The organism is Thermopolyspora sp. NPDC052614 (assembly GCF_040678635.1).
GTDB lineage: Bacteria > Actinomycetota > Actinomycetes > Streptosporangiales > Streptosporangiaceae > Thermopolyspora.
Genome location: NZ_JBFATZ010000010.1, coordinates 225,700 through 252,102, shown reverse-complemented (window position 1 = coordinate 252,102; position 26,403 = coordinate 225,700). Strand labels below are relative to the sequence as shown.

Annotated in this window: 24 protein-coding genes; 9 read left to right on the top strand and 15 right to left on the bottom strand. The window is 71.8% G+C overall.

Going from position 1 to position 26,403, the window contains the following annotated elements:
• Positions 1-38 precede the first annotated feature (38 nt).
• The 4 genes from AB0K60_RS22695 to dapE form a co-directional block, all read right to left on the bottom strand.
• Positions 39-686 carry a hypothetical protein gene (locus AB0K60_RS22695; protein ID WP_364058235.1) on the bottom strand — a complete coding sequence of 216 codons (648 nt, stop codon included), beginning with the start codon at positions 684-686 and terminating at the stop codon, positions 39-41.
• Between the two features lie 161 nt (positions 687-847).
• The gene (locus AB0K60_RS22690; protein ID WP_364058232.1) at positions 848-1,432 is read right to left on the bottom strand and encodes a TIGR00730 family Rossman fold protein; all 585 of its coding nucleotides are present in this window, start codon (positions 1,430-1,432) and stop codon (positions 848-850) included.
• A gap of 137 nt (positions 1,433-1,569) precedes the next feature.
• Positions 1,570-2,364, bottom strand: coding sequence for a TIGR00730 family Rossman fold protein (locus AB0K60_RS22685; RefSeq protein WP_364058229.1), 795 nt, complete (start codon positions 2,362-2,364; stop codon positions 1,570-1,572).
• Positions 2,365-2,773: 409 nt separating this feature from the next.
• Positions 2,774-3,835, bottom strand: a complete 1,062-nt coding sequence (gene dapE / locus AB0K60_RS22680; protein WP_364058226.1) for a succinyl-diaminopimelate desuccinylase — start codon at positions 3,833-3,835, stop codon at positions 2,774-2,776.
• 152 nt (positions 3,836-3,987) lie between these two features.
• On the opposite strand from dapE, the gene AB0K60_RS22675 reads away from it, so the two are divergent.
• Positions 3,988-4,941 carry a hypothetical protein gene (locus AB0K60_RS22675; RefSeq protein WP_364058223.1) on the top strand — a complete coding sequence of 318 codons (954 nt, stop codon included), beginning with the start codon at positions 3,988-3,990 and terminating at the stop codon, positions 4,939-4,941.
• Here the strand turns inward: AB0K60_RS22675 and AB0K60_RS22670 are convergent.
• The 3 genes from AB0K60_RS22670 to fdxA are packed head-to-tail and all read right to left on the bottom strand — an operon-like array spanning position 4,919 to position 7,001.
• The gene (locus tag AB0K60_RS22670) at positions 4,919-5,578 is read right to left on the bottom strand and encodes a DUF4178 domain-containing protein (RefSeq protein WP_364058220.1); all 660 of its coding nucleotides are present in this window, start codon (positions 5,576-5,578) and stop codon (positions 4,919-4,921) included. The genes AB0K60_RS22675 and AB0K60_RS22670 overlap by 23 nt on opposite strands.
• A gap of 11 nt (positions 5,579-5,589) precedes the next feature.
• Positions 5,590-6,669 carry a succinyldiaminopimelate transaminase gene (gene dapC, locus AB0K60_RS22665; protein WP_364058217.1) on the bottom strand — a complete coding sequence of 360 codons (1,080 nt, stop codon included), beginning with the start codon at positions 6,667-6,669 and terminating at the stop codon, positions 5,590-5,592.
• A 5-nt stretch (positions 6,670-6,674) separates the two neighbouring features.
• Positions 6,675-7,001 (bottom strand): ferredoxin, encoded by a 327-nt coding sequence (gene fdxA, locus AB0K60_RS22660; RefSeq protein WP_364058214.1) that lies wholly within the window; start codon positions 6,999-7,001, stop codon positions 6,675-6,677.
• Between the two features lie 165 nt (positions 7,002-7,166).
• Here fdxA and AB0K60_RS22655 point away from each other — a divergent pair, with 165 nt between their 5' ends.
• The 6 genes from AB0K60_RS22655 to AB0K60_RS22630 all read left to right on the top strand — a co-directional run bounded on the left by AB0K60_RS22655 (position 7,167) and on the right by AB0K60_RS22630 (position 16,919).
• Positions 7,167-7,334: a hypothetical protein gene (locus tag AB0K60_RS22655; RefSeq protein WP_364058212.1), complete on the top strand. Its 168-nt coding sequence runs from the start codon at positions 7,167-7,169 to the stop codon at positions 7,332-7,334.
• A 204-nt stretch (positions 7,335-7,538) separates the two neighbouring features.
• Positions 7,539-8,630 (top strand): ABC transporter substrate-binding protein, encoded by a 1,092-nt coding sequence (locus AB0K60_RS22650; protein WP_364058209.1) that lies wholly within the window; start codon positions 7,539-7,541, stop codon positions 8,628-8,630.
• A gap of 204 nt (positions 8,631-8,834) precedes the next feature.
• Positions 8,835-9,614 (top strand): methyltransferase domain-containing protein, encoded by a 780-nt coding sequence (locus tag AB0K60_RS22645; protein ID WP_364058206.1) that lies wholly within the window; start codon positions 8,835-8,837, stop codon positions 9,612-9,614.
• 102 nt (positions 9,615-9,716) lie between these two features.
• The gene (locus tag AB0K60_RS22640; protein WP_364058203.1) at positions 9,717-12,596 is read left to right on the top strand and encodes a hypothetical protein; all 2,880 of its coding nucleotides are present in this window, start codon (positions 9,717-9,719) and stop codon (positions 12,594-12,596) included.
• 241 nt (positions 12,597-12,837) lie between these two features.
• On the top strand, positions 12,838-14,907 hold the full coding sequence (locus tag AB0K60_RS22635) for a UvrD-helicase domain-containing protein (protein WP_364058200.1): 2,070 nt from the start codon (positions 12,838-12,840) through the stop codon (positions 14,905-14,907).
• Positions 14,908-14,981: 74 nt separating this feature from the next.
• A complete protein-coding gene (locus AB0K60_RS22630; protein ID WP_364058197.1) occupies positions 14,982-16,919 on the top strand; it encodes a sigma factor-like helix-turn-helix DNA-binding protein in 1,938 nt (645 codons plus the stop codon).
• A 58-nt stretch (positions 16,920-16,977) separates the two neighbouring features.
• On the opposite strand, the gene AB0K60_RS22625 is transcribed toward AB0K60_RS22630, so the two are convergent.
• Together AB0K60_RS22625 and AB0K60_RS22620 are read right to left on the bottom strand one after the other, a co-directional pair.
• On the bottom strand, positions 16,978-17,442 hold the full coding sequence (locus tag AB0K60_RS22625) for a hemerythrin domain-containing protein (protein ID WP_364058194.1): 465 nt from the start codon (positions 17,440-17,442) through the stop codon (positions 16,978-16,980).
• Between the two features lie 123 nt (positions 17,443-17,565).
• A complete protein-coding gene (locus tag AB0K60_RS22620; RefSeq protein WP_364058191.1) occupies positions 17,566-17,805 on the bottom strand; it encodes a type II toxin-antitoxin system HicB family antitoxin in 240 nt (79 codons plus the stop codon).
• A 247-nt stretch (positions 17,806-18,052) separates the two neighbouring features.
• Between AB0K60_RS22620 and cysS the strand changes: the two genes are divergently transcribed.
• Entirely contained in the window at positions 18,053-19,438 is a 1,386-nt protein-coding gene (cysS, locus tag AB0K60_RS22615; RefSeq protein WP_364058188.1) for a cysteine--tRNA ligase, read from the top strand.
• 42 nt (positions 19,439-19,480) lie between these two features.
• On the opposite strand, the gene AB0K60_RS22610 is transcribed toward cysS, so the two are convergent.
• The 4 genes from AB0K60_RS22610 to mshB form a co-directional block, all read right to left on the bottom strand.
• On the bottom strand, positions 19,481-20,464 hold the full coding sequence (locus AB0K60_RS22610; protein ID WP_364058185.1) for an MBL fold metallo-hydrolase: 984 nt from the start codon (positions 20,462-20,464) through the stop codon (positions 19,481-19,483).
• 240 nt (positions 20,465-20,704) lie between these two features.
• Positions 20,705-21,157: a hypothetical protein gene (locus tag AB0K60_RS22605; protein WP_364058182.1), complete on the bottom strand. Its 453-nt coding sequence runs from the start codon at positions 21,155-21,157 to the stop codon at positions 20,705-20,707.
• Between the two features lie 36 nt (positions 21,158-21,193).
• On the bottom strand, positions 21,194-21,958 hold the full coding sequence (locus AB0K60_RS22600; protein ID WP_364058179.1) for a DUF6113 family protein: 765 nt from the start codon (positions 21,956-21,958) through the stop codon (positions 21,194-21,196).
• A gap of 10 nt (positions 21,959-21,968) precedes the next feature.
• A complete protein-coding gene (gene mshB, locus AB0K60_RS22595) occupies positions 21,969-22,877 on the bottom strand; it encodes an N-acetyl-1-D-myo-inositol-2-amino-2-deoxy-alpha-D-glucopyranoside deacetylase (RefSeq protein WP_364058176.1) in 909 nt (302 codons plus the stop codon).
• A 36-nt stretch (positions 22,878-22,913) separates the two neighbouring features.
• Here mshB and AB0K60_RS22590 point away from each other — a divergent pair, with 36 nt between their 5' ends.
• Positions 22,914-24,989, top strand: coding sequence for a prolyl oligopeptidase family serine peptidase (locus AB0K60_RS22590; RefSeq protein WP_364058173.1), 2,076 nt, complete (start codon positions 22,914-22,916; stop codon positions 24,987-24,989).
• Between the two features lie 199 nt (positions 24,990-25,188).
• On the opposite strand, the gene AB0K60_RS22585 is transcribed toward AB0K60_RS22590, so the two are convergent.
• Together AB0K60_RS22585 and AB0K60_RS22580 are read right to left on the bottom strand one after the other, a co-directional pair.
• Complete coding sequence (locus AB0K60_RS22585) at positions 25,189-25,992, bottom strand: methyltransferase domain-containing protein (protein WP_364058170.1); 804 nt, start codon at positions 25,990-25,992, stop codon at positions 25,189-25,191.
• 79 nt (positions 25,993-26,071) lie between these two features.
• On the bottom strand, positions 26,072-26,347 hold the full coding sequence (locus tag AB0K60_RS22580) for a DUF397 domain-containing protein (RefSeq protein ID WP_364058167.1): 276 nt from the start codon (positions 26,345-26,347) through the stop codon (positions 26,072-26,074).
• Between the last annotated feature and the right edge of the window lie 56 nt (positions 26,348-26,403).

The window sequence follows — 26,403 nt, the reverse complement described above, 5'->3', positions numbered from 1 at the left end:
TCGGCGTGGCCCTTCGCGAGGGGGCGTGAAGGGGGCGGTCACGAGGACTCCTCGTCGTAGCTGCTGATCACCCGGGGAACCTTCGCCAGGGTGGCGTCCTTCGCGCCGTCCTTGCCTTTGCCGGACTTTTCCGGATCGCCGGGCTTGTCCCCAGTGGCTTCCCACTCGGCGCCGGCGGCCCGCCCCGACGCGCCGCCCGTCGATTCGGGCAGCTCGTCGGTCGGCACGTCGTCCCGCGAGCCCTCCGCGACATCACGGGGGACATCACCGGCGACACCACTCGGGACCTCGGTCAGGGCCTCGGTGGGCTCGCCGCGCGGCGGCTGCGGAAGGTGCTCGGTACGCGGCGGCTTGGCGGGCTTGGCGTAGACCTCCTGGCGGGCCTGGAGGCGGCCGGTGAGCAGCTCGGCGACCCGCTGCTCCAGGACCGCGATGCGGGTGTCGCGCTCGCTCAGCGCGGTAGCGACCCGGCGCAGGGTCTCGTCCACGGTCTGCGTGTGATAACCGACCAGGGCGACCGGAAGCCGCAGCGACATGAAGTCGACCGCGGTGAGCTGCCCGGCCTCGGGGAGGTCGAGCGGCGGCACATCTGGGGGAAACTCGGTCATCTCACCACCATGGCCCAAGGCGACCGCGACCACGCAGCCCAGGACGGCGAGCGCGGCAACGGCGAGTACGACCAGCACATAGGAATCGTGCCACAAGTCGCAGGCCGGTACTCGCCACCGACCCGGATCGTCCGCGTTCCCGCGGGACCCGGCGAGACCCCGTCCGGATCCGGCCGCCTCACGGCCCGCGCCCGGCCTCGGCACCGAACGGGCGCGGGGTCGGCGGGGTCATCGGCAGGTCACGGCGCGGCCTCGCCGACCTCGCCGGGCGTGGGCGTCAGTGGGCGGCCCGGACGTTCCAGGTGCTCGAATGCCTCGGCCACGGTGGTGGTCCAGGAGATCGCGTCGAACACGTCCGCCCGGGTGAACCCCTCGTCGTACATGCCCTGCACGAGGGCCCGCAGCGGCTTGTAGATGCCCCACGGGTCGAGCAGGACCAGCGGGCGGTCGTGCGCGCCGAGCACGCGGGTGGTCCAGATCTCGAACAGCTCCTCCAGGGTGCCGATGCCGCCGGGCAGCACGAGGAAGGCGTCGGAACGGGCGTCCATGACGGCCTTGCGCTCGCGCATGCCGTCGGTGACGACCAGTTCGTCGGAGTCGCGGTCGGCCACCTCGACGTCGACGAGCAACTGCGGGATGACCCCGACGGTGCGCCCGCCGCCCCGCCGTACGGCCGAGGCGACCGCGCCCATGCAGGAGACGACCGCTCCGCCGCTGACCAGCGTGTGGCCGCGCGCGGCGAGTTCGGTGCCGACCTCGTCGGCGAGTTCCAGGTACTTCCTGTCGATGCGCTGACTGGACGAACAGAACACGCAGATGTGCACACAAGCTCCCTGACCCGGATCCGGTTCGGCCGGCCGCCGTCCGGGCGCGGCGCCTCCCGGCGCCGCCGGCCGGTCACACCCGCCCGTGCCGTGGAGTCCGCTCGCGCCAGGCCCGTCGGAAGGCCACCCCCGTCACGCTACTCGGCTCCGCCGACGTTCTCGCGAACCGCCCGCTCCTCCTCGGTCGGGCGCCGAGAGCGCCGGCGGTCGGCCTCGACGATGATCCGCACCGCCTCGTCCACGTCGTCGGTCAGGTCGATCAGATCGACGTCCTGCGGCGAGATCTTGCCCTCCACCGCCAGCGTGCCCTTGATCCAGTCCAGCAGGCCGCCCCAGTAGGCGGTGCCGAGCAGCACCACCGGGAAGGAGGTGACCTTGCTCGTCTGCACCAGCGTCAGCGCCTCGAACAGCTCGTCCAGCGTGCCGAAGCCGCCCGGCAGGGCCACGAAGCCGCAGGCGTACTTGACGAACATCGTCTTGCGCACGAAGAAGTAGCGGAACTCCACGCCGAGGTCCACGTACTCGTTCATGGCCTGCTCGAAGGGCAGCTCGATGCCGAGCCCGACCGAGATGCCGCCGGCCTCCCGCGCGCCCTTGTTCGCCGCCTCCATGCAGCCCGGCCCGCCGCCGGTGATGACCGCGTACCCGGCCTCGGACAGCACCCGGCCCAGCCGTACGCCCATCTCGTACTCGGCCGAGTCGCGCGGCGTGCGGGCCGAGCCGAAGACGGTCACCGCGGGCGGCAGCTCGGCCAGCGCGCCGAAGCCCTCCACGAACTCCGCCTGGATGCGCAACACCCGCCAGGGGTCCATGTGCAGCCATTCGGCCGGGCCCCGGCGGTCGAGAAGCCGTTCGTCATGTGTGGACTCGGGAACGAGCCTGCCGCGGACCAGTGCGGGGCCCTGGCGTCGTTCACGTCGCCTGTTGCTCATGTTCGTCACGCTAGTGGGTGTGCGGATCCGGCCGCTGCGGTTCGATCGCGTGCGGACGGAGAGATCCTGGTGAACCTTTGGGGATGTGAAGGTGCGGGCCTTTGCCCACTCCTGGCCGGAAAAATACCCTCCGGCGGCGGCCCTCCCGGGCGAACCCGCCGCCTTGCTGGAGGCATCGTCCCAGGTCACGGGCTGTTCGACGCCCGGGGGACGCGACTCGAAGATTCTCTAAAAAATCTTCATCGAAGCCCGGAACCGGGGAAGCTCAAGCCTGCGTCTAAGAACCGAGGGTGCTGCTCGGGACTGAAAGTGGCTTTCCCCGCCAAATGGCCGGCGAGGAAAGCCACTTTCTCTTTGTGGCCATGTGGCAGGCCCGTGCGGCAGGGCTCATGGCCCCGGTACGGCCCGCCTACCCCAGCCAGGCGAACATCCGCCGCTCGCAGTCGGCGATCGCCGCCAGGGAGACGTGCTCGGCCTGCTGGTGGGCGAGCGAGGGGTCGCCGGGGCCGTAGTTCACCGCCGGAACCCCCAGCCGCGAGAACAGCGACACGTCCGTCCACCCCAGCTTGGCCCGCGGGGTCCCGCCGACGGCGGCGGCGAACGCGGCGGCCACCGGATGCGTCAGCCCGGGGCGTGCGCCGGGCGCGGCGTCGGTGAGCCGCAGCTCGTAGCCGTCGAAGACCTCCCGCACGTGCGCCAGCGCCTCCTCCACCGAGCGGTCGGGGGCGAACCGGTGGTTCACCGTGACCACGCACTCGTCGGGGATGACGTTTCCGGCGACCCCGCCCTGGATGAACACCGCGTTCAGCCCCTCGTGGAACTCCAGCCCGTCCACGACCGGCCGCCGCGGCTCGTAGGCGGCGAGCGTGGCGAGGACGGGCCCGGCCCGGTGGATGGCGTTGACGCCGTGCCAGGACCGCGCGCTGTGCGCGCGCTTGCCGCGCACCGTGATCTCCACTCGCAGGGTGCCCTGGCAGCCGCCCTCGATCTCGCCGTCGGTGGGCTCCATGAGCACCGCGAAGTCCCCGGCGAGCAGGTCGGGCCGCCGCCGGCTGAGCCGCAGCAGGCCGTTGCGCTCGGCCTCGATCTCCTCGCAGTCGTAGAAGACGTAGGTGACGTCGCGGTTCGGCGCGGGCAGGTGCGCGGCCAGGCGCAGCGCCACGGCCACGCCGCTCTTCATGTCGGCGGTGCCGCAGCCGTACAGCAGGTCTCCCTCGACGCGGGAGGGCAGATTGCCCGCGACCGGGACGGTGTCGATGTGCCCGGCGACGACGACCCGCTCGGCCCGCCCGAGGTCGGTGCGGGCCACGATCGCGTCGCCGTCGCGGTGCACGGTCAGATGGGGCAGCGCGGCGAGCGCCTCCTGGATCGCGTCGGCGAGCGGCCCCTCCGCGCCGCTGACCGACTCGGCGTCCACCAGCCGCGCGGTCAGCGTGCCGACGTCCTCTGACAGGTCGAGTGAAATACCCATGCCCCCACCCCATGCATGTTCATGATCGTGTTCATGATCGGTGTTCGTGATCGGTGCGGACGCGCCGGTCGGCCCCGCCCCGCCGGATCCGCGCGCCGTTCAGGCGAGCCTAGCGGGACGGGACGGAGCGTTCGCCGGGTACGGTCTGTAGTGTGACACTGCGTGTTTCCCGGGGCGTCCTGGCAGTCGTGATCATCGTCGCCCTCCTCGGCGTCGGGATCTACGCGGGTCTGTACTACCTGCTCAAGCGGGCCGAGCCGCTCGTCATGCCCGAGCAGTGCTCGGTGACCACGCCGCTCGGCGGCCTTGACCTCGACATCGAGCAGGCGCGCATCGCGTCGATCATCGCGGGGGTGGCGGCACGCCGCCGCCTGCCCGAGCGCGCCGTGCAGATCGCCTACGTCACCGCGATCCAGGAGTCCAAGATCTTCAACCTGCCGTACGGCGACCGCGACTCGGTGGGCGTGTTCCAGCAGCGGCCCTCCCAGGGCTGGGGCACCAAGAAGCAGTTGCTCGACACCGTCTACGCCACCCGCAAGTTCTTCGCGGCCCTGGAGAAGGTCAAGGGCTACCGCAAGATGCCGCTCGACAAGGCCGCCCAGGCGGTGCAGCGCTCGGCCGACGGCTCCGCGTACGCCGGCCACCAGCGGGACGCCGAAATCCTCTCCGCCGCCTTCACCGGCCGCGTGCCCCGGGCCGTGCACTGCGTCTACCCGCAGTCGGCGACGCCCGTCCCGGCGCGCGTGGACGCCGCCCGCCGCCTGCTCGTCCGCGTCCTGGGCGAGGCGGGGGTGCGCAGCGATCAGGTTGGGGAACGCTCCACGGGATCCGGGCTGCGGATCGACGCGCCGAACAGCAGGCGCGGCTGGCTGATCGCGACCTTCGCCGTGGCGCACGCCCAGCAGTACGGCCTCAGCCACGTGCGCTACGACGGCGTGGTGTGGCGGGCGGACCAGGGCGACGACGGCTGGCGGACCGACTCGGCCGCGACATCCCGCCGGATCGAGGTGGCCGTGGCGGGGCCGCCCGCCCGCGTTCCGGCGGCCTCGACAAGGGCGTCATCGGCGGCCGGGAGGCGCAGGTCTAGAGCAGCCGCTCGATCTTGATCGAGCCCGGAGGGAGCGGCAGCGCGTACGAGGCCACCCACGGCCGGCCCTGCACGCGCTCGAACGACAGCCGCCGCCCGTCCGCCGCGAGGTAGTCGGCGTAGTCGATGAGCCCACGGTCGGGATGCCCGGTGGTGCCCTCGGAGCGGAAGTGCACGGTGCCGCGTTCCAACGGCGCGAACTCCACGCCCTCCATGATGAGCGTGCTCTTCGCCGGGACCATGCCCTGGGTGGGCACCGAGGTCCACAGCATGACCTCCAGGTGGGCCGAATCGGTGGAGACCAGCCCCGCCTTCTCCTTCACCGACAGCCACTGGTAGACCCGGCTGCCGTCGTCGAGGAGGTACTCGGTCCACTGATCGCCCTGTGGGGACGTCATGTGCAAGGCGCCGAGGACGCGCGACCGCGTCCCCTGGCACTCGATGAGATCGCCCACCTTGATGGTGCGTGGGTCCACGTAGTCGGCCGGGATCTGCTCGGGCACGGGCGCCGGGCTCGGGACCATGAACTCGACCGGCTCCTCATGAGCCGACGAAGCCGATCTGAGCCGGCGGTCCTGGCGTGTGGTCGCGATGTACGCGCCCAGCACGACGACGAGCGTGGCGATGCTCAGGGCGAGCACTACCGCTGCTGTCATGGCGCGCGATCCTACTGGAGGCGGCTTACCGCCGCGTCGATACGTTCGTCGGTTGCGGTAACAGCTATGCGAATATGTGCCCGGCCTGCGACACCATAGAAATCACCGGGCGCGACCAATATGCCATTCTCGGCGAGAATTCGCACTTGCTCCCAGCAGTCGGAGCCGTTCGCGGCCCACAGGTAGAGCCCGGCCTCGGAGTGCTCGATGCGCCACCCGGCCCGCTCAAGCGCGGGGCGCAGGGCGCGCCGTCGCGCCGCGTACCTGGCTCGCTGCTCCTCGGCGTGCTCGTCATCGCCGAGCGCGGCCGTCATCGCGGCCTGCACCGGGGCCGGCATCATCATGCCCGCGTGCTTGCGGATCTCCAGCAATTGCCGCACCAGCTTGGGGTCGCCGGTGACGAAACCCGCGCGGTAGCCCGCCAGGTTGGACCGCTTCGACAGCGAATGCACCGCCAGCAGCCCCTCGTGTGAGCCGCCGCAGACGTCCGGATGCAGGATCGAGATCGGTTGTTCCTCCCAGCCGAGCTCGATGTAGCACTCGTCGGAGGCCACGATCGTGCCGCGCTCGCGCGCCCATGAGACGACCTTGCGCAGGTGCTCGACGGGCAGCACCCGCCCGGTCGGGTTCGACGGCGAGTTCACCCAGACCAGCGGCACCCGCTCCGGCCCGAGCCCGAGCAGGCCGTCGGCCGCGTACGGCTCCGCCCCCGCCAGCCGCGCCCCCACGTCATAGGTCGGGTAGGCGAGCTCGGGGAACACGACCCGGTCGCCCGGCCCCACCCCGAGCAGGGTCGGCAGCCAGGCGACCAGTTCCTTGGAGCCGATGGTGGGCAGCACGGCCGCCGGGTCGACGTGCACGCCCAGGCGGCGCTGCATCCACCCGGCGGCGGCCTCGCGCAGTTCGGGCGTGCCGTACGTCTGCGGATAGCCGGGGCTGTCCGACGCGGCCGCGAGCGCCTCGCGCACCACGGCGGGCACGGGGTCGACCGGCGTGCCCACCGACAGATCGACGATGCCGCCCGGGTGGGCCTCCGCCGTCGCCTTGTACGGGGCGAGCCGATCCCACGGGAAGTCCGGAAGGGCGGCCACCGCGGCTAGTGCCCCTCGCCCTGCGGCGGGAGCGCGGCCACCACCGGGTGATCCTTGGCGATCTTGCCCACCTTCGACGCGCCGCCGGGCGAACCGAGGTCGTCGAAGAACTCCACGTTGGCCTTGTAGAAGTCCTTCCACTGCTCGGGGAGGTCGTCCTCGTAGAAGATCGCCTCAACCGGGCACACCGGTTCGCACGCGCCGCAGTCCACGCACTCGTCGGGGTGGATGTAGAGCATGCGCTCGCCCTCGTAGATGCAGTCCACTGGGCATTCCTCGATGCACGCCTTGTCCAGGACATCCACGCAAGGCTGCGCGATGACGTAGGTCACCTCGGGCTCCTTCTCCTGCGCCTCGGCACGACTCGACCGCGGGTCATAGCCCTAGTATCGCGGTGCAGGCCATGTGACTGGAACGTGAGGGGGGTGAAGGTCGTGTCCCCCCACTACGGCGCAAGACTAGTGGTCCGGATCGCTCCGCGTGACGTTGGGCGGCGCGTGACCGTGCGGCGTCGCGTCCCGGAGGGCTTCCGCGACGTCGTGGGCGTGCTGGAATCCTGGCGCGACGGGATGCTGCGCGTGCGTCGCAGGGACGGCACGGTCGTCGAATTCGAGGAGGCCGCGATGGTCGCCGCCAAGGTCGTACCGGACCCGCCCACACGCTAGACCGCGCTCGAACCGCGCTGCACCACGCTAGGACCACGCTGGGATCACGCTGGGACCACGCTAGGACCACGCTGAACGACGCTGACTCCGGCGTGGCGCGTCAGGAGCCGCGCGACGCCCCATACCGATCAGTTACGCGGCTTTCGCGACCCCTGACCGCGTGTCTCCTCGACCAAACCGTTGGTCACGCTGAGTATTTCTTACGTGACCAGACGTGCCCGCATCGCCGCCCTGACGCTCGCCGCCCTCGCCGCCTGCCCGCTGGCCGCCTGCTCCAAGGCCGAGCAGGCCGCCAAGCCGCCCGCGAAGGTGAACCCGCACGCCACGACCTTGCGTGACGGATTCACCGACCTGGACGGGCTGGTGCGCGCCGCCAAAGAGGAGGGCGAGCTCACCCTCATCGGCGTGTCGCGCGACCGGCTGAACTTCGGGGCGCTGGTGAGCCGCTTCAGCGAGGAGTACGGCATCGACGTACGGCTCGCCGAGCCCGACGCCTCAAGCGGGCGCCAGATCGAGGCGGCCAAGCGGGTGAAACCCGACGTCTTCGACCTGCGGCTCGACGTGGCCGTGGCGAACGCCAAACACTTCGCGCCCTACCGGGTGGCCGCGTGGGACGAGATCCCCGACGATCTGAAGGAGCCGGGCGGCGCGTGGTATGCCGCCTACGGCGGCTACATCTCGATCGGCTACGACTCCCGCCAGGTGCACGCCCCGGCGAGCTTCGACGACCTGCTGCGGCCCAACGCGGGCAAGGCCGTCCGGGTGGCGCTGCCGGGCGACCCCCGGCAGGTCGCGGCGGCCTTCGACGGGGTGATGGCCTCCGCGCTGATCGACGGGTGGCCGAAGGTGCGGCACGGCGTGGAGTTCTTCACCGAGCTCAAGAAGCGCCACCGGCTGGCCACGCCGGAGCGGGCCACCGTACTGATCGACTGGGATCACGCCAACCTCACCCGGGGCGCGACGGCCGGGGCCGGCACATCGGCGTGGAAGGTCGTCGTGCCGCGCGACGCCGTGCTCGCCGGCTACCAGGTGCAGGCGATCAACAAGAACGCGCCGCATCCGGCGGCGGCCCGGCTCTGGCAGGAGTTCCTCTTCTCCGACACGGCGCAGAACCTGCTGCTGAAGGGGTACGCGCGGCCGGTGCGGATGGAGGCGATGGAGATGCACGGCACGCTCGACGCCGAGGCGGCGGCCAAGCTGCCGAAGGCGAACGGCGAGCCGGTGATCCTCACGGTCCCGCAGACCGACGAGGGGCGGACGTATCTGCGCGGACACTGGACGGCCGCGGTCGGCTGAGCATCCCGAAACCCGCCCCGAATCGCGATGTACGGGACGCGGCGCGAAGGGCGATGACCGATGGTGACGGGTGGCGGCGTGGGTGGCGGGAGGTGCGCGCGGGGCTGTCGTGGTCAACAGCAGCGGAAGGAATAGCGGAGCCCTAAAGTGGCAGTGTCACAGACCACTGCCATAGGCCCGTGATGTCCAGAATGTGAGCTGATCATGCTGCGATACGACACTCCGGCCCTGACTCGGTGGAACGCTCGCGCCTATGACAGCTCCTTCGGCTACGTGTCCGCGCAAGGCGCTCCCCTGGTGGAACTGCTCGACCCCCAGCCGGGCGAGCGGATCCTCGACCTCGGCTGCGGCACCGGAGTGTTCACGGCCGACATCGCCGCGCGGGGCGTGCGGGTGCTGGGCATCGACGGGTCGCCGCCGATGATCGAGGCCGCGATCTCCACCTATCCCGGGCTGGACTTCATCGTCGCCGACGGGCACGACTTCTCCGTTGCCGAGCCGTACGACGCGGTGTTCTCCAACGCGGCCCTGCACTGGCTGAGCCGAGATCCGGACGCGGTGATCCGGTGTGTGCGCGAGGCGCTGCGGCCCGGCGGCCGGTTCGTGGCCGAGATGGGCGGCGCGGGGAACTGCGCGGCGCTCACCGCGGCCATGTCGACGGCCTGGCGCGAGTACGGCCTGCGTGAGCCCGAGCTGCCGTGGTATTTTCCTTCGCCCGCGGAATACGCTCTCCGCCTGGAAAAGGGCGGCTTCACGGTGCGACTCCTGGAATACTTCGATCGTCCCACCCCTCTCGACGAGTGTCCGGACGGAGCGGCCGACTGGGTGCGTATGTTCGCGGGTTCGCTGCTCGACGAGGTGCCCCCGGCGGCCGTCGAGCCGCTGTTGCGCCGCGTCAACGAGCTCGCGGCACCGGCCCTGCGCCGCGGGTCGGAGTGGATGGCCGACTATGTCCGGCTTCGCTTCGCCGCCGTCTTGGACTGAGCGGGGGACGACGCTCCGCGCCGACGCCGGATTTGCCAGACTATGGTCTGGTCTGCGGGTTGTCACCCGTGGGTCAAGAGTGAACAGCCGGATGGGGATCGGATGAACTTCTGCCTGAGTGACCTTGTGCCACCCCTGCGCTGGAGTGACGCTGCCCGCATCCGGGGCCTGCACGAGCCGGTCGAACGCGACGGCCTGCCCGACGCCTGGTGGCGGGCGCTGCCGATGGGGCACGTGCTCGCCGTGCTCACCCCCGAGCAGCTCGCCGAGCTCCTGGCCGAGCTGGCGCTCGAACACTGGTACGCGGCGGCGATCGGCGACATCCTGCCCGCGCTGCACGTGCTCGACCCCGAGGAGGCCGACGAGCCGCACGTCGCGATCGCCCTGGACCGGGTGGGGTCGTGGACCGGCCTGCTCGCGCTCACCGGGCGGGAGCTGCTCGACCAGCCCTTCATCCAGGCCCGCCCGGTGCTGAGCGCGCTGTTCGGCGCCGTGTTCATGCGGCTCGCCGAGGCGCGTGGCACCGTCCGGGAGCGCCCCAGGGCCGAGGCCGCCGCGCCGCCGGAGCCGATGGGGCTGCCTCCGGCGATGTTCCCGCCCGCCGGGCCCGCCTCGTTCCCCCCGGCGTCCGCGTCGTTCCCGCCGTCGATCGTGGCGCCTCGGGCGCAGCGCCCGGAGGCCGCCGCCGAGCCGGAGAGCCCCGAGCCGCAGGGCCCCGAGCCGGAGGCCGCGGCGGCGTCATCGGCGTCATCGGCGTCATCGGGGTTGTCGGCGTCGTCGGGGCTGTCGGAGTCGTCGGGGCCGTCGGGATCGCCGAGGAGGCGCGACCCCGCCGACCTGCCCGCGTTGATCGACGCGGCGTTCGCGGACCTGGACGACCAGGCGTGGGCGGTGGCGCAGAACCGGCTGTTCACCGACGACCCCTCGGAGGTCGATCAGCTCGCCAAGCTGTTCGCCGTACCGCCGGAGCAGATCCGGGAGCAGGAGGAGCGGCTGCGTGAGCGGCTGGCGGACTGGCTGGCCGGGGAGGAGGCCGAGCCGTACCGGCGGCATCTGGAGGCCGTCGCCGAGACGCTGGGGATCGCCGCGCCGAAGTCGCGCCTGATCGAGGCCGCGGACTGGCACGTACGCGAGCTGCGGTCCCTGGACATTCCGGCGTGGCAGTTCGTGCTGGCGACGCTGCCCGGCTACCAGCTCGCGGACAACTGGCTGGTCGCCGGCGACCTCGCCGAACTGCACGAGAAGACGCGCGGGCTGATCGCCGGGGCCGAGCGCCCGACCGTGGCCCGTGCGCTCGAACTGGTCTCGACGCTGGGCATCCACCCCGAGGTGGCCAAGGAGTGGCTGGAGAGCGTTCCGCAGCTCCGTATCGAGGGGCGCGGCGATCAGCCCGGCCAGGACGGGGCGGCCGTCGCCGAGGATCTGGCGCGGCCAGACGAGGACCTGGCGGCCGACGGGAACCGGGCTCGGGAGGATCGGCCGGACGCGGGCGTACCCGAGCCGGAGCGGCCCGACCGGGACCCCGCCGACGGGGAGCCGTCCGAGCGCGACCAGGCCGAGGCCGAATCCTCTCAGGCCGAACCTGCGCGCCCGCAAGATTCCGAATTGGGGCGGTCAGGCCCGCAGGAGCCTGTCCCGCACGAACCCACGCCGGACGAGCCCGGCGACGTCCCTGCCGCGGCCGTACCCGCGGCGACGGGCGAAGACGAGGCAGGGGCGGCCGGTGCGCGGCCGGGCGACCGCGTCTCCCCGGCCGATCACGAACAGGTACGCGAGCCTCAGCGGCGGGAAGCCGAAGCGGCACCGGGAGCGGGCGTCTTCGGGGCGGCCTCGCCGGTCGCCGAACCGGAGCGGCCGGTGGACGGTCCGCGGCCCGAGGACGCGCAGCCGGCTCCCGGCGCACAGCCGCCCAAACCGCTTCGCCCGCCGTACGGGGCCGAGCCGGTCGTCCCGGCGGCCCAGGAGCGCCGGTCCCCGGCGGGGGACGCCCCGGCGGACATCCCGGGCGCGGCCCCAGCGGCGGCGGGCGGACCCGCGGGTGCGGCGGAGCCGAAGGGCGGCCCGGGCGAGCCCCGGCTCGACCGGGGGTCCACGCCTTCCCGTCCGATCCCACCGGGCGGCGTCAACGCCCCGCCCACCGCTGCGGCCATGCCTGTGGGAGAGGCCGAGCAGCAGGGCGGTCCGGGCGAGCCCCGGCTCGACCGGGGGTCCACGCCTTCCCGTCCGATCCCGCCGGGCGGCGTCAACGCCTCGCCCACCGCTGCGGCCATGCCTGTGGGCGAGGCCGAGCAGCAGGGCGAACCACGGCTCGATCTTCCTTCCACGCCGTCACGCCCTGCCGCGCGGGAGGGCGCGGTCACGGGCCTGGGCGCGCCGGGCGAGCCTCGCCTCGACCTCCCCTCCACTCCGTCACGTCCCGTGGTGCGGGACGGCGAGTCCGGCGGGGCGAGCGTGGGGCAGCTGAAGGATGTGGCGCTGACGCGGCGGTGCTTCCGGCAGCCGGACGGGCGCTGGTGGTTCCGGGTGGACGTCACCGAGGATCATCTGGCCGGTGGGCCGTGCGCGTTGCCCAGCGGGTTCGCGGCGTACCTGGGGCTGACGCCCGGCGAGAGCCGTACCGTGCGGTGCGCGATCGGGGAGATGACGCTGAGCTGGCAGCCGCGCCCGGCGCTGGACGCGATCCGCCCGCTGCTGCTGGAGGCCGGCGCGCGGGCGGGCGGGCACCTGTTCGTCACGCTCTCCGACGAGGGCACGCTGCGGGCCAGGCACCTTCCCGCGGCGAGCGGAACCGACAAGACGGCCCAGGCACTGCGGCTGGTGGGATACACGGCACCGGGAGGCACCATGGACCAGGCGCTGCGCGTGATCGCCACGCGTGTCGGCATGATCGGGTCCGTGTCCCGGAGCGACCTGCTCGCCCGGCTCCGCGAGCGTGGGGATCGAGATCTGCTGTCGCTGCTGGCCACGCCCGTGGCCCATTGACCCTGCCCCTTGCCCCTGCCCCTTGACCCTGCCCCGCCGCTCAACCGATCCCGATTGCCTGGTCCGTCCGATGCCCGCACCGACCCGCCCCGTGAGCACCGCCGTGTCCCCCATGTCCCCCACGTCCGCCGAGCACCGACATCAGCCCTGACGGTCGGCGCGCGGTGACCCCACCCCGACGTCCCTCCTCCGACGATGACTGCTATTTACTGATATCCGTACCCCGCCACCCGAGGTGTCCGTGCCGCGACTCGCGATCTCCCCAGAGTTCCCCCGGGAACTGAGCGCTCTGGCGCACGCGGTGCGCGCCGACGTGCTGGTCGCGATCCGCCGCTTCCTCGTCGGCGACCCCGAGGCGCCGGTCCCCGAGCGGGTACGGCACGCCCGCGACCCCCGGACCGTCACCCTGCGGCTCGCCGAGGGCCGCCGGGCCGTCGCGGTGCGGCTGGGCGACCTCTACTGGCTGGTCACCGTCCTGCAGGACGCCGAGGCGTGGGAGTACGCGCGACGGCACCGGTTCACCGTCAACGCCGCCATCGGCGTCGTGGAGAGCTGGGACGCCGAGGCGCTTGAGGCCATCGAGCCCGCGCTGCGCCGCTCGGCCGCGTCGACGGACCGGCGGCTGCTCGCGCACATCTGCGACGGCGACCTGCTGCACCTCGGCATCGACCTGCGGCTGCTGCGCCTGGTACGGCTGATGGCCACCGAGGCGCACCTTACGGCGGCCGAGCCGCTGATCCCGGAGAGCCAGTACGCGCCGCTGGCCGCGCTCGCCGCGGGCGGCGGCATGGCCGAGGCGTGGCGGGCGCTCGACGCCCGGCGGGCGGTGCTCGCCGAGTCCGTGGACCCGGACGATCTCGCCGCCGCGCTGGAGCGCAGCCCCGACCAGGCCGCGTTCGTCTCCGGCCCGCCGGCGCTGGAGCGGCTGCTGACCGCGCCGGAGTGGTGCACGTTCCTCGACCCGCCGCAGCACCGGCTCGCGCACCGCGACGGCTACCCGTACCCGGTGCTGGTCACCGGCGGCGCGGGCACCGGCAAGACGCTGGTCGCGCTGCACCGGGCCGCGCACCTGGCCCGGCGCGCCACCGGCGGCGTGCTGTTCGTGACCTTCTCCCAGGGGCTCGCCGCCGACCTGTCGGCCCGGCTCGACGTGCTGATCGAGGACGAGGTGGTACGCAAGCGCGTCGACGTGGTGAACATCGACCGGCTGGCGCACCGCATCGTGGGCGAGGCCGAGGGCAGGCCGCCCAAGCTGGCCTCGCCGGGCGACCTGGCCGAGCTGTGGCGGCAGGCCGCCGAGGCGTGCGCGACCGGGCACGGGCCGGCGTTCCTGATGCGCGAGTGGGAGCAGGTGGTGCTCGCGCAGAACCTGCGCGACCTGGACGAGTACCTGGCCGCCTCCCGCGTCGGCCGGGGCGTCGAGCTCGACGCCGACGAGCGGCGGGCGGTGTGGGCGTGCGTGCAGGACTTCCTTGAGCGGCTGCGCGCGACCGGGCGGCGCACGCTGCTGCAGCTCGCCGCCGAGGCGTCGCTGCTGCTCGGCCGTACCACGGGGGATCTGCTGGAGGGCGGCGGTCCGCGGCGGGAGCCGTACCGGCATCTGATCGTGGACGAGGCGCAGGACCTGCACCCGGCGCAGTGGCGGCTGCTGCGCGCGGCGGTGCCGCCCGCGCCCGACGACGTGTTCGTGGTCGGCGACCCGCACCAGCGCGTGTTCGACACGCACGTGGCGCTGGCGGAGGTGGGCATTCCGGCGCGGGAGAGCCGGCTGCGGGTCTGCTACCGGTTGCCGCAGGAGATCCTGTCCTGGGCGGTACGGCTGCGCGGTGGGGGCCCGGCCGACGGGCTGGTCGAGGGCAGCATCGGCCTGGACGGGCTGCGTTCCACGCGGAACGGCGAGCGTCCGGCGGTGCTGCGGTACGTTTCACCGGAGGCCGAGCTCGCCGGGCTGGTGAACCAGGTGCGTGAGTGGCTGGCGGACGGCGTGCCCGCCGAGAGCGTCGCGGTCGCGGCACGATCGGGCGAATTGGTGCGAGCCGCCCGCACGGCGCTGCGCGCGGCGGGCCTGGATGTCAAGGTGACGACCCTGCATGGCATGAAAGGGCTGGAGCTTAGCCGGGTGGCCGTGATAGGGGTGGCGGATGGTGTCGTTCCCGCACCGGAGGCGCTGACTCCGGTCGAGGAGGACGCCGCCGCCCGCGCGCACGACATGCAGCGGGAGCGCGGGCTGCTCTATACGGCTTGTACGAGGACGAGCGAGTTGCTCTATGTGTCCTACACCGGAAGGGCGAGTCCCTTTCTGCCCCCCTGATCCCCTACGCTGAACCGCGCATGTCCTATATCTGATGAATTTTTATCCCTAACCTCCGTTGCCGGTTGGAACCGATGAACCTGAGTCTGAGCGACGTCGTGCCCCCCCTGCGCTGGACCGCACCCAGCCAGGTAGAGCCGATCGCTAGTGACCCGCGGCTGCCCGACGCGTGGTGGCAGGCGCTTCCGCTCGATCGCGCGTGCGCGTTGGTCGGCACCGCCCAGGTGGCGGCGAGGCTGGCGGACCTGACGGTCGCCTCCTGGGGGCACCTCGTGCTCGGCGACGTGCTGCCGCTGCTCAGGTTCACCGACCCGGAGGAGAGCCTGCGCACCCCCGGCGACCGGGACGCGGTGCAGCGGCTGTTCACCGGCGTGTTCGACCGGCTGATGGCCACCGAGCCCGGCGCCCAGAACCGCTCCACCGGCCAATCCACCGGCCAATCGTCGGGCCAGGCGACGCAAACGTCCGGCCAGACCTCCGGCGACGCCGCCGCGCCCGCGCGGCCCGCCCGGCCGGATCGCCCGCTGCCCGATCTCATCGACGACCTGTTCGCCGAGCTGGACGAGCGCCAGCGGGCCATCGCCAAGGACCGCGTGTACGCCGAGCACCGCGTCACCCTGGACGAGCTGGCCCAGCGGTTCTCGGTCACCCGCGAGCGCATCCGGCAGATCGAGCGCGACCTGCGCGACCACGTCGAGGAGTCGCTGCGCGGGCCGGACGCCGCGCCGCTCGCCGCGCACCTTTCATGGCTGCGCGGCCGACTGGGCTCCGCCGTACCGGCGGACGACCTGGCGGCGGCGGTGCCCTGGCACCGGACCGAGCTGCGCACGCTCGGCATCCCCGCCTGGCGTTTCGTGCGCACCCTGCTCACCGGCTACGACCAGGTGGACGGCTGGCTGGTCGCCGGCGGCGTGGACGAGCTGCGCGAGAAGACCCGGCAGCTGTTCACCGAGGGCCCGGTGAAGATGGCCGAGGCGGTCGCGCTCGTCGCCCAGCTCGGCGTACGCGAGGACGTCGCCGAGCGCTGGCTCGCCTCGGTGCCGAACCTGCGCGTGCTCGACGGGCACGTGGTGCCGTGGCCGCGCAGCGCGGGCGACAAGGCCGAGGCCGTGCTCGCCGTCGCGGGCGGCCCGCTGTCGCCGGAGGAGATCCAGGAGCGCATCGGCGAGGACTACAGCCTGGTCGGCATCCGCAACCAGCTCACCTCCGACGAGCGGTTCCTGCGGGTGGACCGCAACAAGTACGGCCTGCGCCGCTGGGGCGGCGAGGAGTACCTCGGCATCCGCGAGATGATCGCCCGCGAGGTGGAGAAGTCCGGCGGCGAGGCCTCGGTCAACTCCATCGTCAACGATCTGACCCAGCGCTACGGCGTCAGCGAGAGCTCGGTGCGCGCCTACGCGGGCGGCCCCGGCTTCGAACGCACCCAGCGCGGCTGGATCCGCGTCGCCCAGGAGCAGCCCGAGAGCTACCAGCCGCGCAAGGACGTCTCCCTCACCCGCCGCTGCTTCCGCAGCCGCGACGGCCGCTGGTGGCACCGCGTCGACGTCAACGCCGAGCACCTGCGCGGCTCCGGCTCCCCCCTGCCCACCGGCTTCGCCGCCCACCTCGGCATGGCCCCCGGCGGCCAGCTCACCACCTCCGCCCCCAGCGGCGACGTGGTGATCTCCTGGCACAACCAGCCGACGATGGGCTCGATCCGCAACATCCTGCAGGAGTACAACGCCATGGAGGGCGACCACGTCTTCCTCACCGTCTCCGACGGCGGCGAGCTCCTCACCCGCTTCCTGCCCTCCGCCTCCCCCCAGATCCCCCCGCTCAACCGAGCCCTCCACCTGATCGGCTACACCGCCCCGGTCGCCTCCGAGGCCGAGGGCCTGCGCCTCATCGGCGCCCGCATCGGCCTCCCCGAGGGCACCTCGAAGGAGGAGATCCTCGCCGCCCTCCGCGAACGCGGCGACCGCGACATCCTCGCCTTCCTCGACCCGTCCTCCACCGCGAACCCGATCGGCTGACCCGAACCCCCGCCGTCACGCCCACCCGAGCCCCCGACCGGCGAGCGGGATGAAAACTTCAGCCCACCGGCTGCCCAACCTCGCCGGTTCCGGCCGTGGTCCGGCCCTCCCGCTCCTCAATGTCGGCCCAGTCGTCGCCGCCGAGACTGGCCAGGGCCGCCGGGAACAGACCGAAGTTCTCGGCGTAGATGTGCGCACGCAGTTGATCGCAGATCTGGAGGATCGCCTCGTCATCAAGCGTCGCCGCGAGCCGGGCGGCCAGCTCGCCGTGCTCGGACTCCAGGGTGTCGATGTGGTCGATGAACTCGCCCCGCTCACGCATCACCGCGAACAGACCCCGTTCCTCAGCCCGTACGTGCGGCATCAGCAGCGCGGCCAGATCACCGAATATGCCTCGCGCGATGGCCGAATCCCCCACACGCAGCGCGTCACGGATCTCTCCGGCCATATCAAGCAGCCGCTCGTGCTCCGCCATCAACCTCTGAATCGGCGTAACCTCGCGGCATCCGCAGTGATCGCACACAGCGTCTCCTCGTCCGTCGGCCTCCTCCCAGCCTGCGGCCCAGGGACTTCCCCCCGGTACGGCCGATCGCCCCACACGCGCGGGCCCTTGGTCCCTGCTACTTCCGCGCTACTTGCGCCCTGTCTAGCAGGCGATGAGCTCCACGACCGTCTTCACCTCGAACGGCTCCGGCCTGCCCAGAGCGACCTTGACCGGTTTCCCCGGCTCGGACAAGTAGAGGCTCATGGCCTCGGCGAGGGCCTCCCGCAGCTCTTCGATGCTCTCGCCGGACGCGAAACAGCCCGGAAGCTCCTGCACCTCGGCCCAGTAACCGTCCTGTTCGACGTGAATCTGGACGGTATAGGTCGTCGCGTCTGCGCTCACCGTGCTCACCGTCCCTTCAGACCTGACTGTCGGAGTGGAAGTTTCCTTGACATGGCACTCCTGCGAGGGGGACGGCTTCGCCGAGCATAGGGGTTAGACGGCATCGCCACCAGCGGATTGAACACTTTTCGCGTTTATTCGAGGACGTAAAGTAATTGAATTAAGTCCCGAATGCTCAACGTTCGGCCTTCCTGTCCAACTTGACGCGAAGCGCCCCGGTAAGGAGGCGTGGTCTAGGCTCAGGGGCATGCTGCGGCTGTATGACACGCGGGCCAGGCGGGTGGAGCAGGTCGTGCCGGAGGGGGCGCGGGGCTTGCGCATGTACTCGTGCGGGCCGACGGTGTATCGGTTCGCGCATCTGGGGAACCTGAGGTCGTACCTGTTGTCGGACATGATTCGGCGGGTGTGCGAGCGGCAGGGGCTGCGGACGGTGGTGTGCGTGAACATCACCGATGTCGGGCATCTGGTGGATGACGCGGAGATCGACCCGTCCGGGGAGGACAAGGTTCTGCGGCAGGCGCGGGCGGAGGGGCGGTCGGCGGCGGAGATCGCGCGGTTCTATGAGGACGCCTTCCGGGCGGACATCGGCGCGCTCAACATCCGGCCGCCGGAGCACACGCCGCGGGCCACCGAGACGATCGACCTGATGATCGAGCTGATCGCGAAGCTGATCGAGAAGGGGCACGCGTACGTCGTGGACGACGGGTCGGTGTTCTTCTCCGTCGAGTCGTTCCCAACGTATGGCGAAATTTCAGGGAATCGGCTGGACGCGCTGAAGCCGGCCCATCGGTTCGAGGCACCCGATCCGCGTAAGCGGTTCCACGCCGACTGGGCGCTGTGGAAGGGCTCGGATCGGGAGCTGACCTGGGAGGCGCCGTGGGGGCGCGGCTTTCCCGGGTGGCACGTGGAGTGCTCGGCGATGTCGCTGCGCTATCTGGGCGAGCGGTTCGACGTGCACACCGGGGGCATCGACCTGCGTTTCCCGCACCATGAGGACGAGCGGGCCCAGTCGAACGCGGCGGTGGGGCACGAGGTCGTCGCGCACTGGGTGCACGGCGAGCATCTGCTGTTCGACGGGCGCAAGATGGCCAAGTCGACTGGGAACGTCGTGCTGCTCTCCGACGTCGTCGAGGCCGGGCTCGACCCGCTGGCCGTACGGCTGGCGATGCTGGAGCACCGGTACCGGCAGCAGATGAACCTCACCTGGGAGACGCTGCGGGCCGCCGACCGGACGTTGCGGCGCTGGCGGCGGCGGGTGGCGGACTGGGCCGAGCATCCCAGCCGGCCGATCGCCGCCGAGTACGCCGGGCGGGCGCGGGCGGCCTTCGACGACGACCTCGACACCCCGGCGGCGCTGCGGGTGCTGCGCGAGCTGGAGAAGGACGACGCGGTGCCGCCCGGCTCCCGCTTCGAGACCGTCCTCGATCTGGATCATCTGCTCGGCCTCGACCTGTCGCGCGACATCGGCACCACGCCGACGCTGCCACCGGGCGCCGCCGAGCTGCTTGAGCGGCGTGAACGGGCCCGCGCCGCCCGTGACTGGGCCGCCTCGGACAGGCTGCGGGACGAGCTCGCCGAGCTGGGCGTGAAGGTCGCCGACACTCCGGAGGGGCAGCGGGTGGTCCGCGACTGAGCTTCTCGCGGCCTTTTCACTGTTTTTTCACGGCCCTACTGCTCAATGGGCGGGTAGCAGGCGGGTTTCGCCTACGGCGAGGTCCCAGAGGTCGGCGCGGTCGAGGCCGCGGGCGGCCCAGGCCTCCCGAACCTCGTGGACGGGGGCGAGGACGGGTTCGCCGGAGAGGGCGAACGTGCCCCAGTGCATGGTGGCCATGCGGTGCGCGCCGACGTCCAGGCAGGCCTGCACGGCATGGGCGGGGTCGACGTGGGCGACGCGGGTGAACCAGCGGGGCTCGTACGCGCCGATCGGCATGAGCGCCAGGTCGATGCCCGGGTAGCGGGCGCCGATCTGCTTGAAGCGGTCGCCGTAGGCGCTGTCGCCGGCGAAGTAGACGCGGTGTCCCTGGGCGCTGAGGATCCAGCCGCCCCAGAGCGTGCGGCAGGTGTCGAACAGGCTGCGGCGGCTCCAGTGGTGGGCGGGCACGAAGTCGAAGCTCACGTCGCCGATCTCGGCGCTCTCCCACCAGTCGAGCTCGGTGACGTTCTTGAAGCCCCGGCGGTCGAACCAGCGGGCGAGCCCGGCCGGGACGAAGACCGCGACGTCCTTGGGCAGGCGTCGGATGGTGGGGGCGTCCAAGTGGTCGTAGTGGTTGTGGCTGATGACGATCGCGTCCACCTTGGGCAGGTCGCTCCAGGCGACGCCGGGCGGGGTGTGGCGCTGCCGTACGCCGGGGATCTTCCGCGACCAGACGGGATCCGTGAGCACCGTCAGGCCGCCGATCCGCACCACGTAGGTGGAGTGGCCGACCCAGGTGATCGCCGTGTCGGTCGGGCTGATCGCGGGAAGCCCGTCACGACGCACCGGGATTCGATCGACATCGCCGATGTCCTGGCGGAAGGCTCCGTACCACAGGACGTACACGACCTCGCGGAAGTCGGGCAGCGGGTCGCTGAGCCGGTCTTTGAAGTGGGACGGCCAGGTGCGCCGGCGGGGCGGGGCCGTACTCGGAGCGGGGATCTGCGGGCGAACGATCTGCGACATGAACGCTCCTGCGGGTGGCGCTGCTTTCCCTGGGGGACGGAACAAGTCAACCCACTTCGATCATGCCCACTTGACGGAAAACATGCGTCGGCCAGGCGGCGTATCCCGGATGTCCTTCTCATTGATGACAACGTGGCCGGAGATTCAGCGCTCGCGGTAGAAAGACGGCGGTCCTGTCGCCGGGGCCGGGGCGGAGATGACGCCAGGGGATCGCCCGCCCGGCACGGAGCCGTTCGTCCGTCAGGCGGACGTCTGGCCGGGATCGCCTCCGGCGCGGCGTCGTGACGCGCGCCACCAGAGGTCCTTTTCCGGGTATCCGCCGTCGGCGAGGTTCGCGCGCCGTTCGAAGACGTTCCACGAGCCGGGGTTGCCGCAGGCGCAGATGGACAGCAGCGCCGCCAGCAGGTACAGCAGGAGCATCGGGAGGCCGAGGCACCAGACGTACTGGGTGGCGTGCCGCGACTCGTGCTCCAGCAGCCTGCCTTCCAGGTAGCCGTCCCGGCGGCCGGTCACGATCACGTTCCCGAGGGTGAACGCGCCCGCCTTCATGGGGATGCGGAACCCGTGCGCGTAGATCAGGCCGTACTCGCCCCGGCTGAGGCGCGCCCGCCCGGCGACGGCGACGGCCAGGCCGAGAGGGGTGGACAGGTTCAGGCAGTTGACCACCCGCCGGACGCGGTACCAGGGACGCATGCTCCGATTGTCGGGGCGCGAGCGCGCCGGGGGAAGCTACCGGTGCAGGCTCTGGGCCTCTCCGGGCGGGGGCGCCCCGTACCTCGGGGTGAGCAGCCACGAGCCGCTCGACGGCACCAGCAGCACGGCGACGGCCACCGCCGCCATGCCGCCGTAAAGGTAGGCGTATCCAGCGGTGGTGCCGGCGATGAGCAGGTCCCCCTCGCTGCGCTGCACGGCGAAGACCGCCGACATGATTCCCCACCCGACCGCGGTGGCCAGCGCCCCGACCCGGGACCCCATCATCCGGCCCATCCCGTACGGCACGGCGAACAACACCGCGAGCCACCCGACCGCGGCGACCGGGATGTCCACCAGGGCCCAGGAGTGCTCCAGCGCCCCGAGCACGCCGAGGAACGCCCCCAGCACGAACAGCACGCCGTAGGTGGCCCCGGTGAGGATGGCCCGGCCGAGTTCATTGTCCTCGTACGCGCCCTCCTCGGGCACGTGGCGTTCGGCCCCGGCCGGGAACCCCTGCTCGTCCGGCCGCCCTTGCTCGCCTTCCGGACCTTGCTCGCCTTCTGGACGCGGCTGATTCTCCAGCCCCGGGTCGCTCCGCAGGCCCGGCCGATCGGCCGAATCCCCCCAATCCCCCGGATCCGCCGGCCCCGCCGATCCGTGCGTACGGTCCGGCTCAGCCGACCCGTGCGGAGTGTCGGCGTCAGGCGGTGCCCAGGACTCCGCGCGCCCAGACGGCACGACCTGATTGGCCGCTCTGGACGGCTCGCCCGATCCGGGCAGCTCGGAAGGCGTCTCCCGCATGTTCCCGAGACTAGTGGACCCCGGCGAACAGGTCGTCTTCCCGGTCGTACGGCTCGCCGATCCCGCCGGTCTCGTACGGCGCGCCACCCCGGGACCGCCCCGGAACCCCGGCACGCAGGATGAAGTGCTCCACGCCGAGCGCCTCCTGCCCGATGTTGTTGGACAGCGCGAACCACGGCCCGCGTACGACGATCTGGGTGGCGTGCGCCCGCATCGCCGCCAGTTTCGCCTCGACGTACTCACGGGCGTCGATCTCCGTGGTCACGTCCTCGTCCGGGCACCCGAAGGAGAGATCGTCGAACGTGTCCGCGGGCAGGAACCCGACGTCGCTCTCCCGCAGCGCCTCCGCCGAACGCTTCATCACCGACTTCGGCAGCGCGGTGTGGTAGAACTTCGCGATCGGCCAGGGATCGCCGTCCCCGAACCCGGGATCCGCGGCGAGCTCGAACGCCCGCCACGCCACACGATGCGCCTGAATGTGATCGGGATGCCCGTAGAACCCGTTCTCGTCATAGGTGACGAGCACCTGCGGCCGCACCTCGCGAATGATCTTCACGAGCTCTCCGGCCGCCTCGTCCAGATCCGCCCGCCAGAACGCGCGGGGATCGTCGTTGCTCGCCACGCCCATCATGCCCGAGTCCCGCCAGCGCCCGGCCCCGCCGAGGAAGCGATGATCGCTCACCCCCAGCGCCGCGCACGCCGCCGCGAGCTCGCCGATGCGATGCTCGCCGAGCCGGTCCTCCCGGTCGGCGGCGAGATGGGCCAGCTCGGGCGGAATGATCTCGCCTTCCTCCCCGAGCGTGCAGGTGACCAGGGTGACGTGCGCCCCCTCGGCCGCGTACTTGGCCATCGTCGCCCCGGTGCCGATGCTCTCGTCGTCGGGGTGGGCATGCACGAGCAGCAACCGCCGATCACTCATGATCTGAGGGTATCGGCACTGGCAGGATGGGTGTCCATGACCGAGAGCTTTCCACGCCTGCACGCCAGGACCCGCCGGTTCACCCTCGGGGTGCCACGCAACTTCACGATCAGCCCGCAGGGCGACCGCGTCATCTTCCTGCGCACGGCCTCCGGCACCGACCCGGTGACCTGCCTGTGGGAACTCGACGTCAGCACCGGCGCCGAGCGTGTGCTCGTCGATCCGCGCGGCCTCGGCGCGGCGGACGAGAACCTTCCCCCGGAGGAGCGCGCCCGCCGGGAGCGCGCCCGCGAGCAGGCGGGCGGCATCGTGGCGTACGCCACCGACCGCCAGGTGACCACGGCCGTCTTCGCCCTGTCCGGCGCGTTGTACGCCGCCGCCGTGACCGGCGACGGCGCGGTCCGCGCCCTGGAGACGCCCGGCCCGGTCATCGACCCGCGCATCGCCCCCGACGGCCGGCATGTCGCGTACGTCACCGGCGGCGCCCTGCGCGTACAGGACCTGACCACCGGCGAGGACCGCGCACTCGCCGAGCCCGAGTCCGAAACCGTCACATACGGCCTGGCCGAGTTCATCGCCGCCGAGGAACTGGACCGCCTGCGCGGCCACTGGTGGTCCCCCGACGGCACCGCCCTGCTGGCCGAGCGCGCCGACGAGGCCCCGGTGACCCGCTGGCACATCGCCGACCCGGCCAACCCCGACCGCGACCCGGTCCAGGTGCGCTACCCGGCCGCCGGAACGGCCAACGCCGAGGTCACGCTGGTCGTGCTGGGCCTGGACGGCTCCCGCGTCGAGGTGCCGTTCGACGACGAGTACCTGGTGAACGCGCACTGGAGCCGGCACGGCCTGTCGATCGTGACCATGCCCCGCGACCAGCGGACGATCCGCCTGTTCGACGTGGATCCCGCCACCGGCGCGACCACCCTGGTCCGCGAGGACACCGACCCGGCGTGGGTGGACGCGCACCCGAGCGTGCCCGCCCGCCTGTCCGACGGCGCCCGCGTGTGGATCGCCGCCGCCGACGGCGCCAACCGTCTCTTCGTCGGCGATGCCCCGGTCACCCCGCCCGACCTGCAGGTACGCGGCGTCTGCGACGTGGACGGCGACACGATCCTGTTCCGCGCCAGCGCCGAGCCGACCGAGATCCACCTGTACACGTGGTCCCCCGGCGGGGACCCCGTCCAGGTCGGCCCCACCGAACCCGGCGTCCACACCGGACGGCTCGCCGGCGGCACCCTGCTGGTCAGCGCCCAGAACCTGGACGACGAAGGCGTCGCGGTCCGCGTCCACCCCAAGGACCGCCCCGCGCTGCCGATCCCCTCCCTGGCCGAGCGCCCCGGCCTCGACCTGCGCGTCTCCCTGCTCCGGGCGGGCGAACGCGAACTGCCCACCGCCCTCCTGCTCCCGTCCTGGCACACCCCGGGCTCGGCCCGCCTGCCGGTGCTCATGGACCCGTACGGCGGCCCGCACGCCCAGCGCGTCCTCGCCTCCCGGCAGATCTTCCTCACCTCGCAGTGGTTCGCCGAGCAGGGCTTCGCGGTCATCGTCGCCGACGGCAGAGGCACCCCCGGCCGAGGCCCGGCCTTCGAACGCGAAGTCCACCTCGACCTGGCCACCCCCGTCTTGGAGGACCAGGTGGACGCCCTCCACGCCGTGGCCCGCCGACACCCCGACGACCTCGACCTCGACCGGGTGGCCATCCGCGGCTGGTCCTTCGGCGGCTACCTGGCGGCCTTGGCCGTACTGCGCCGACCGGACGTCTTCCACGCCGCCGTGGCAGGCGCCCCGGTCACCGACTGGCGCCTCTACGACACCGCCTACACCGAGCGCTACCTGGGCGACCCACGCGACAACCCCGCCCCCTACGAGCAATCCTCACTGCTCGCCGACGCCGAGAAACTGCACCGCCCGCTGCTGCTCATCCACGGCCTCGCCGACGACAACGTGGTCGCCGCCCACACGCTGCGGCTCTCCTCGGCCCTGCTCGCGGCGGGCCGCCCGCACACCGTACTGCCCCTATCCGGGGTCACCCACATGACTCCGCAGGAGGTCGTGGCGGAGAACCTCCTGCTCCTGCAGGTGGACTTCCTGAAGAAGGCCCTGTCGATCTGACACCACGAAGCGGCTGAGCGCCTCCCGGCGGGCTCGACCCACCACAGGTTCCAGCGAACCGTGCCGAGGCGGACCGGGAGGCGCTCCCCGTGGCAGATCCAGACGGCCCGTCGCCGCCCGCCCAAACCGGTCCGCCCAAACCGGTCAGACTAAACCGGTCGGGCAAGGTACGGCCGACCCGACCGATGACCGGCCGTCGTCAGGCCCGGCAAATGAGTTCGCCGTGCGGGATCGCCAGCCACCCGTCGGGGTCGTCCGCCCACGCCCGCCACGCCGTCGAGATCCGCCGCAGATCGTCGGCGGTCACATGCCCGCGTTCGAGCGCCTGACGGGCCATCTCGGAGTGCAGGATGCGGTCGGCCCACATGCCGCCCCACCAGTCCCGGTCCTCCGGCGTCGCGAAGCACCACAGCGACCCGGTGGGCGTGATGTCGGTGAATCCCGCCTGCCTCGCCCACGACAGCAACCGCCGCGCCGCGTCCGGCTCGCCCCCGTTCTCCCGTGCCACCCGCTGGTACAGCGCCATCCACTCGTCCAGCTCGGGCAACCGCGGAAACCACGTGAACCCCGAGTAGTCGCTGTCCCGCACCGCGATGATCCCCCCCGGCCGGCATACCCTGCGCATCTCCCGCAGCGCCTGCACGGGATCCCCAAGATGCTGCACCACCTGATGCGCATGCACGACGTCGAAAACGTCATCGGGAAAGTCCAGGGCATGCACATCGGCCACCGTGAACTCGATGTTGTCCTGACCCCGTGAATCCGCCTCGGCCCGCGCCGCCTCCAACGCATCCGCCGCGACCTCAACGGCCGTCACCTTCCCCGGAGCGACCCGCGCCGCCAGGTCGGCCGTGATCGTGCCCGGCCCGCAGCCGACGTCAAGCACACTCATCCCCGCCGCCAGGTACGGCAGCAGGTAGGCGGCCGAGTTCTCCGCCGTACGCCAGCGATGCGACCGCAGCACCGACTCATGGTGACCGTGGGTGTAGATGGCCTTGGACATCTCGAACCTCCCTGTTCCAGGTGCCGAACACCATAACAGGGCATCTCGCGATCCAAGATACGCGTCTCACATATCGAAATCAGCAGACCGGGAAGCCCCGCAACTCCTCGATCATGGTCGCCGAATCGAACTGGCCCTCCCTCACGCCCGCGAGGAAGGCATCCCACTCTGGGATCGTGAAGACCTGCGGCTCACGGTCTCGGTTCTTGGTGTCACGGACGACGACCACGAACTCTTCGTCGGCCTTATTTCCGACTCCGGCATCCCGGCCGTTCACCACGGCGACCTCGACGCAATTGCCGCCAGTGTTGCCGCTCAAGGTGCTTTTACGCCAGCTTGCGGCAGTGAGATCCACGGTGGACCCTCCCTCATGACCGGCTCTCTGATCAACTCTGCCACGGCCGAGTGCAG

Excerpts from the sequence above, each read along its gene's own strand:
- AB0K60_RS22605 (WP_364058182.1), bottom strand. The coding sequence starts at position 21,157 with ATGCGTCCCTGGTACCGCGTCCGGCGGGTGGTCAACTGCCTGAACCTG.
- AB0K60_RS22630 (WP_364058197.1), top strand. The coding sequence starts at position 14,982 with ATGAACCTGAGTCTGAGCGACGTCGTGCCCCCCCTGCGCTGGACCGCA.
- AB0K60_RS22685 (WP_364058229.1), bottom strand. The coding sequence starts at position 2,364 with ATGAGCAACAGGCGACGTGAACGACGCCAGGGCCCCGCACTGGTCCGC.
- AB0K60_RS22640 (WP_364058203.1), top strand. The coding sequence starts at position 9,717 with ATGAACTTCTGCCTGAGTGACCTTGTGCCACCCCTGCGCTGGAGTGAC.
- dapE (WP_364058226.1), bottom strand. The coding sequence starts at position 3,835 with ATGGGTATTTCACTCGACCTGTCAGAGGACGTCGGCACGCTGACCGCG.
- cysS (WP_364058188.1), top strand. The coding sequence starts at position 18,053 with ATGCTGCGGCTGTATGACACGCGGGCCAGGCGGGTGGAGCAGGTCGTG.
- AB0K60_RS22670 (WP_364058220.1), bottom strand. The coding sequence starts at position 5,578 with ATGACAGCAGCGGTAGTGCTCGCCCTGAGCATCGCCACGCTCGTCGTC.
- AB0K60_RS22600 (WP_364058179.1), bottom strand. The coding sequence starts at position 21,958 with ATGCGGGAGACGCCTTCCGAGCTGCCCGGATCGGGCGAGCCGTCCAGA.
- mshB (WP_364058176.1), bottom strand. The coding sequence starts at position 22,877 with ATGAGTGATCGGCGGTTGCTGCTCGTGCATGCCCACCCCGACGACGAG.
- AB0K60_RS22645 (WP_364058206.1), top strand. The coding sequence starts at position 8,835 with ATGCTGCGATACGACACTCCGGCCCTGACTCGGTGGAACGCTCGCGCC.
- AB0K60_RS22610 (WP_364058185.1), bottom strand. The coding sequence starts at position 20,464 with ATGTCGCAGATCGTTCGCCCGCAGATCCCCGCTCCGAGTACGGCCCCG.
- AB0K60_RS22585 (WP_364058170.1), bottom strand. The coding sequence starts at position 25,992 with ATGTCCAAGGCCATCTACACCCACGGTCACCATGAGTCGGTGCTGCGG.
- AB0K60_RS22590 (WP_364058173.1), top strand. The coding sequence starts at position 22,914 with ATGACCGAGAGCTTTCCACGCCTGCACGCCAGGACCCGCCGGTTCACC.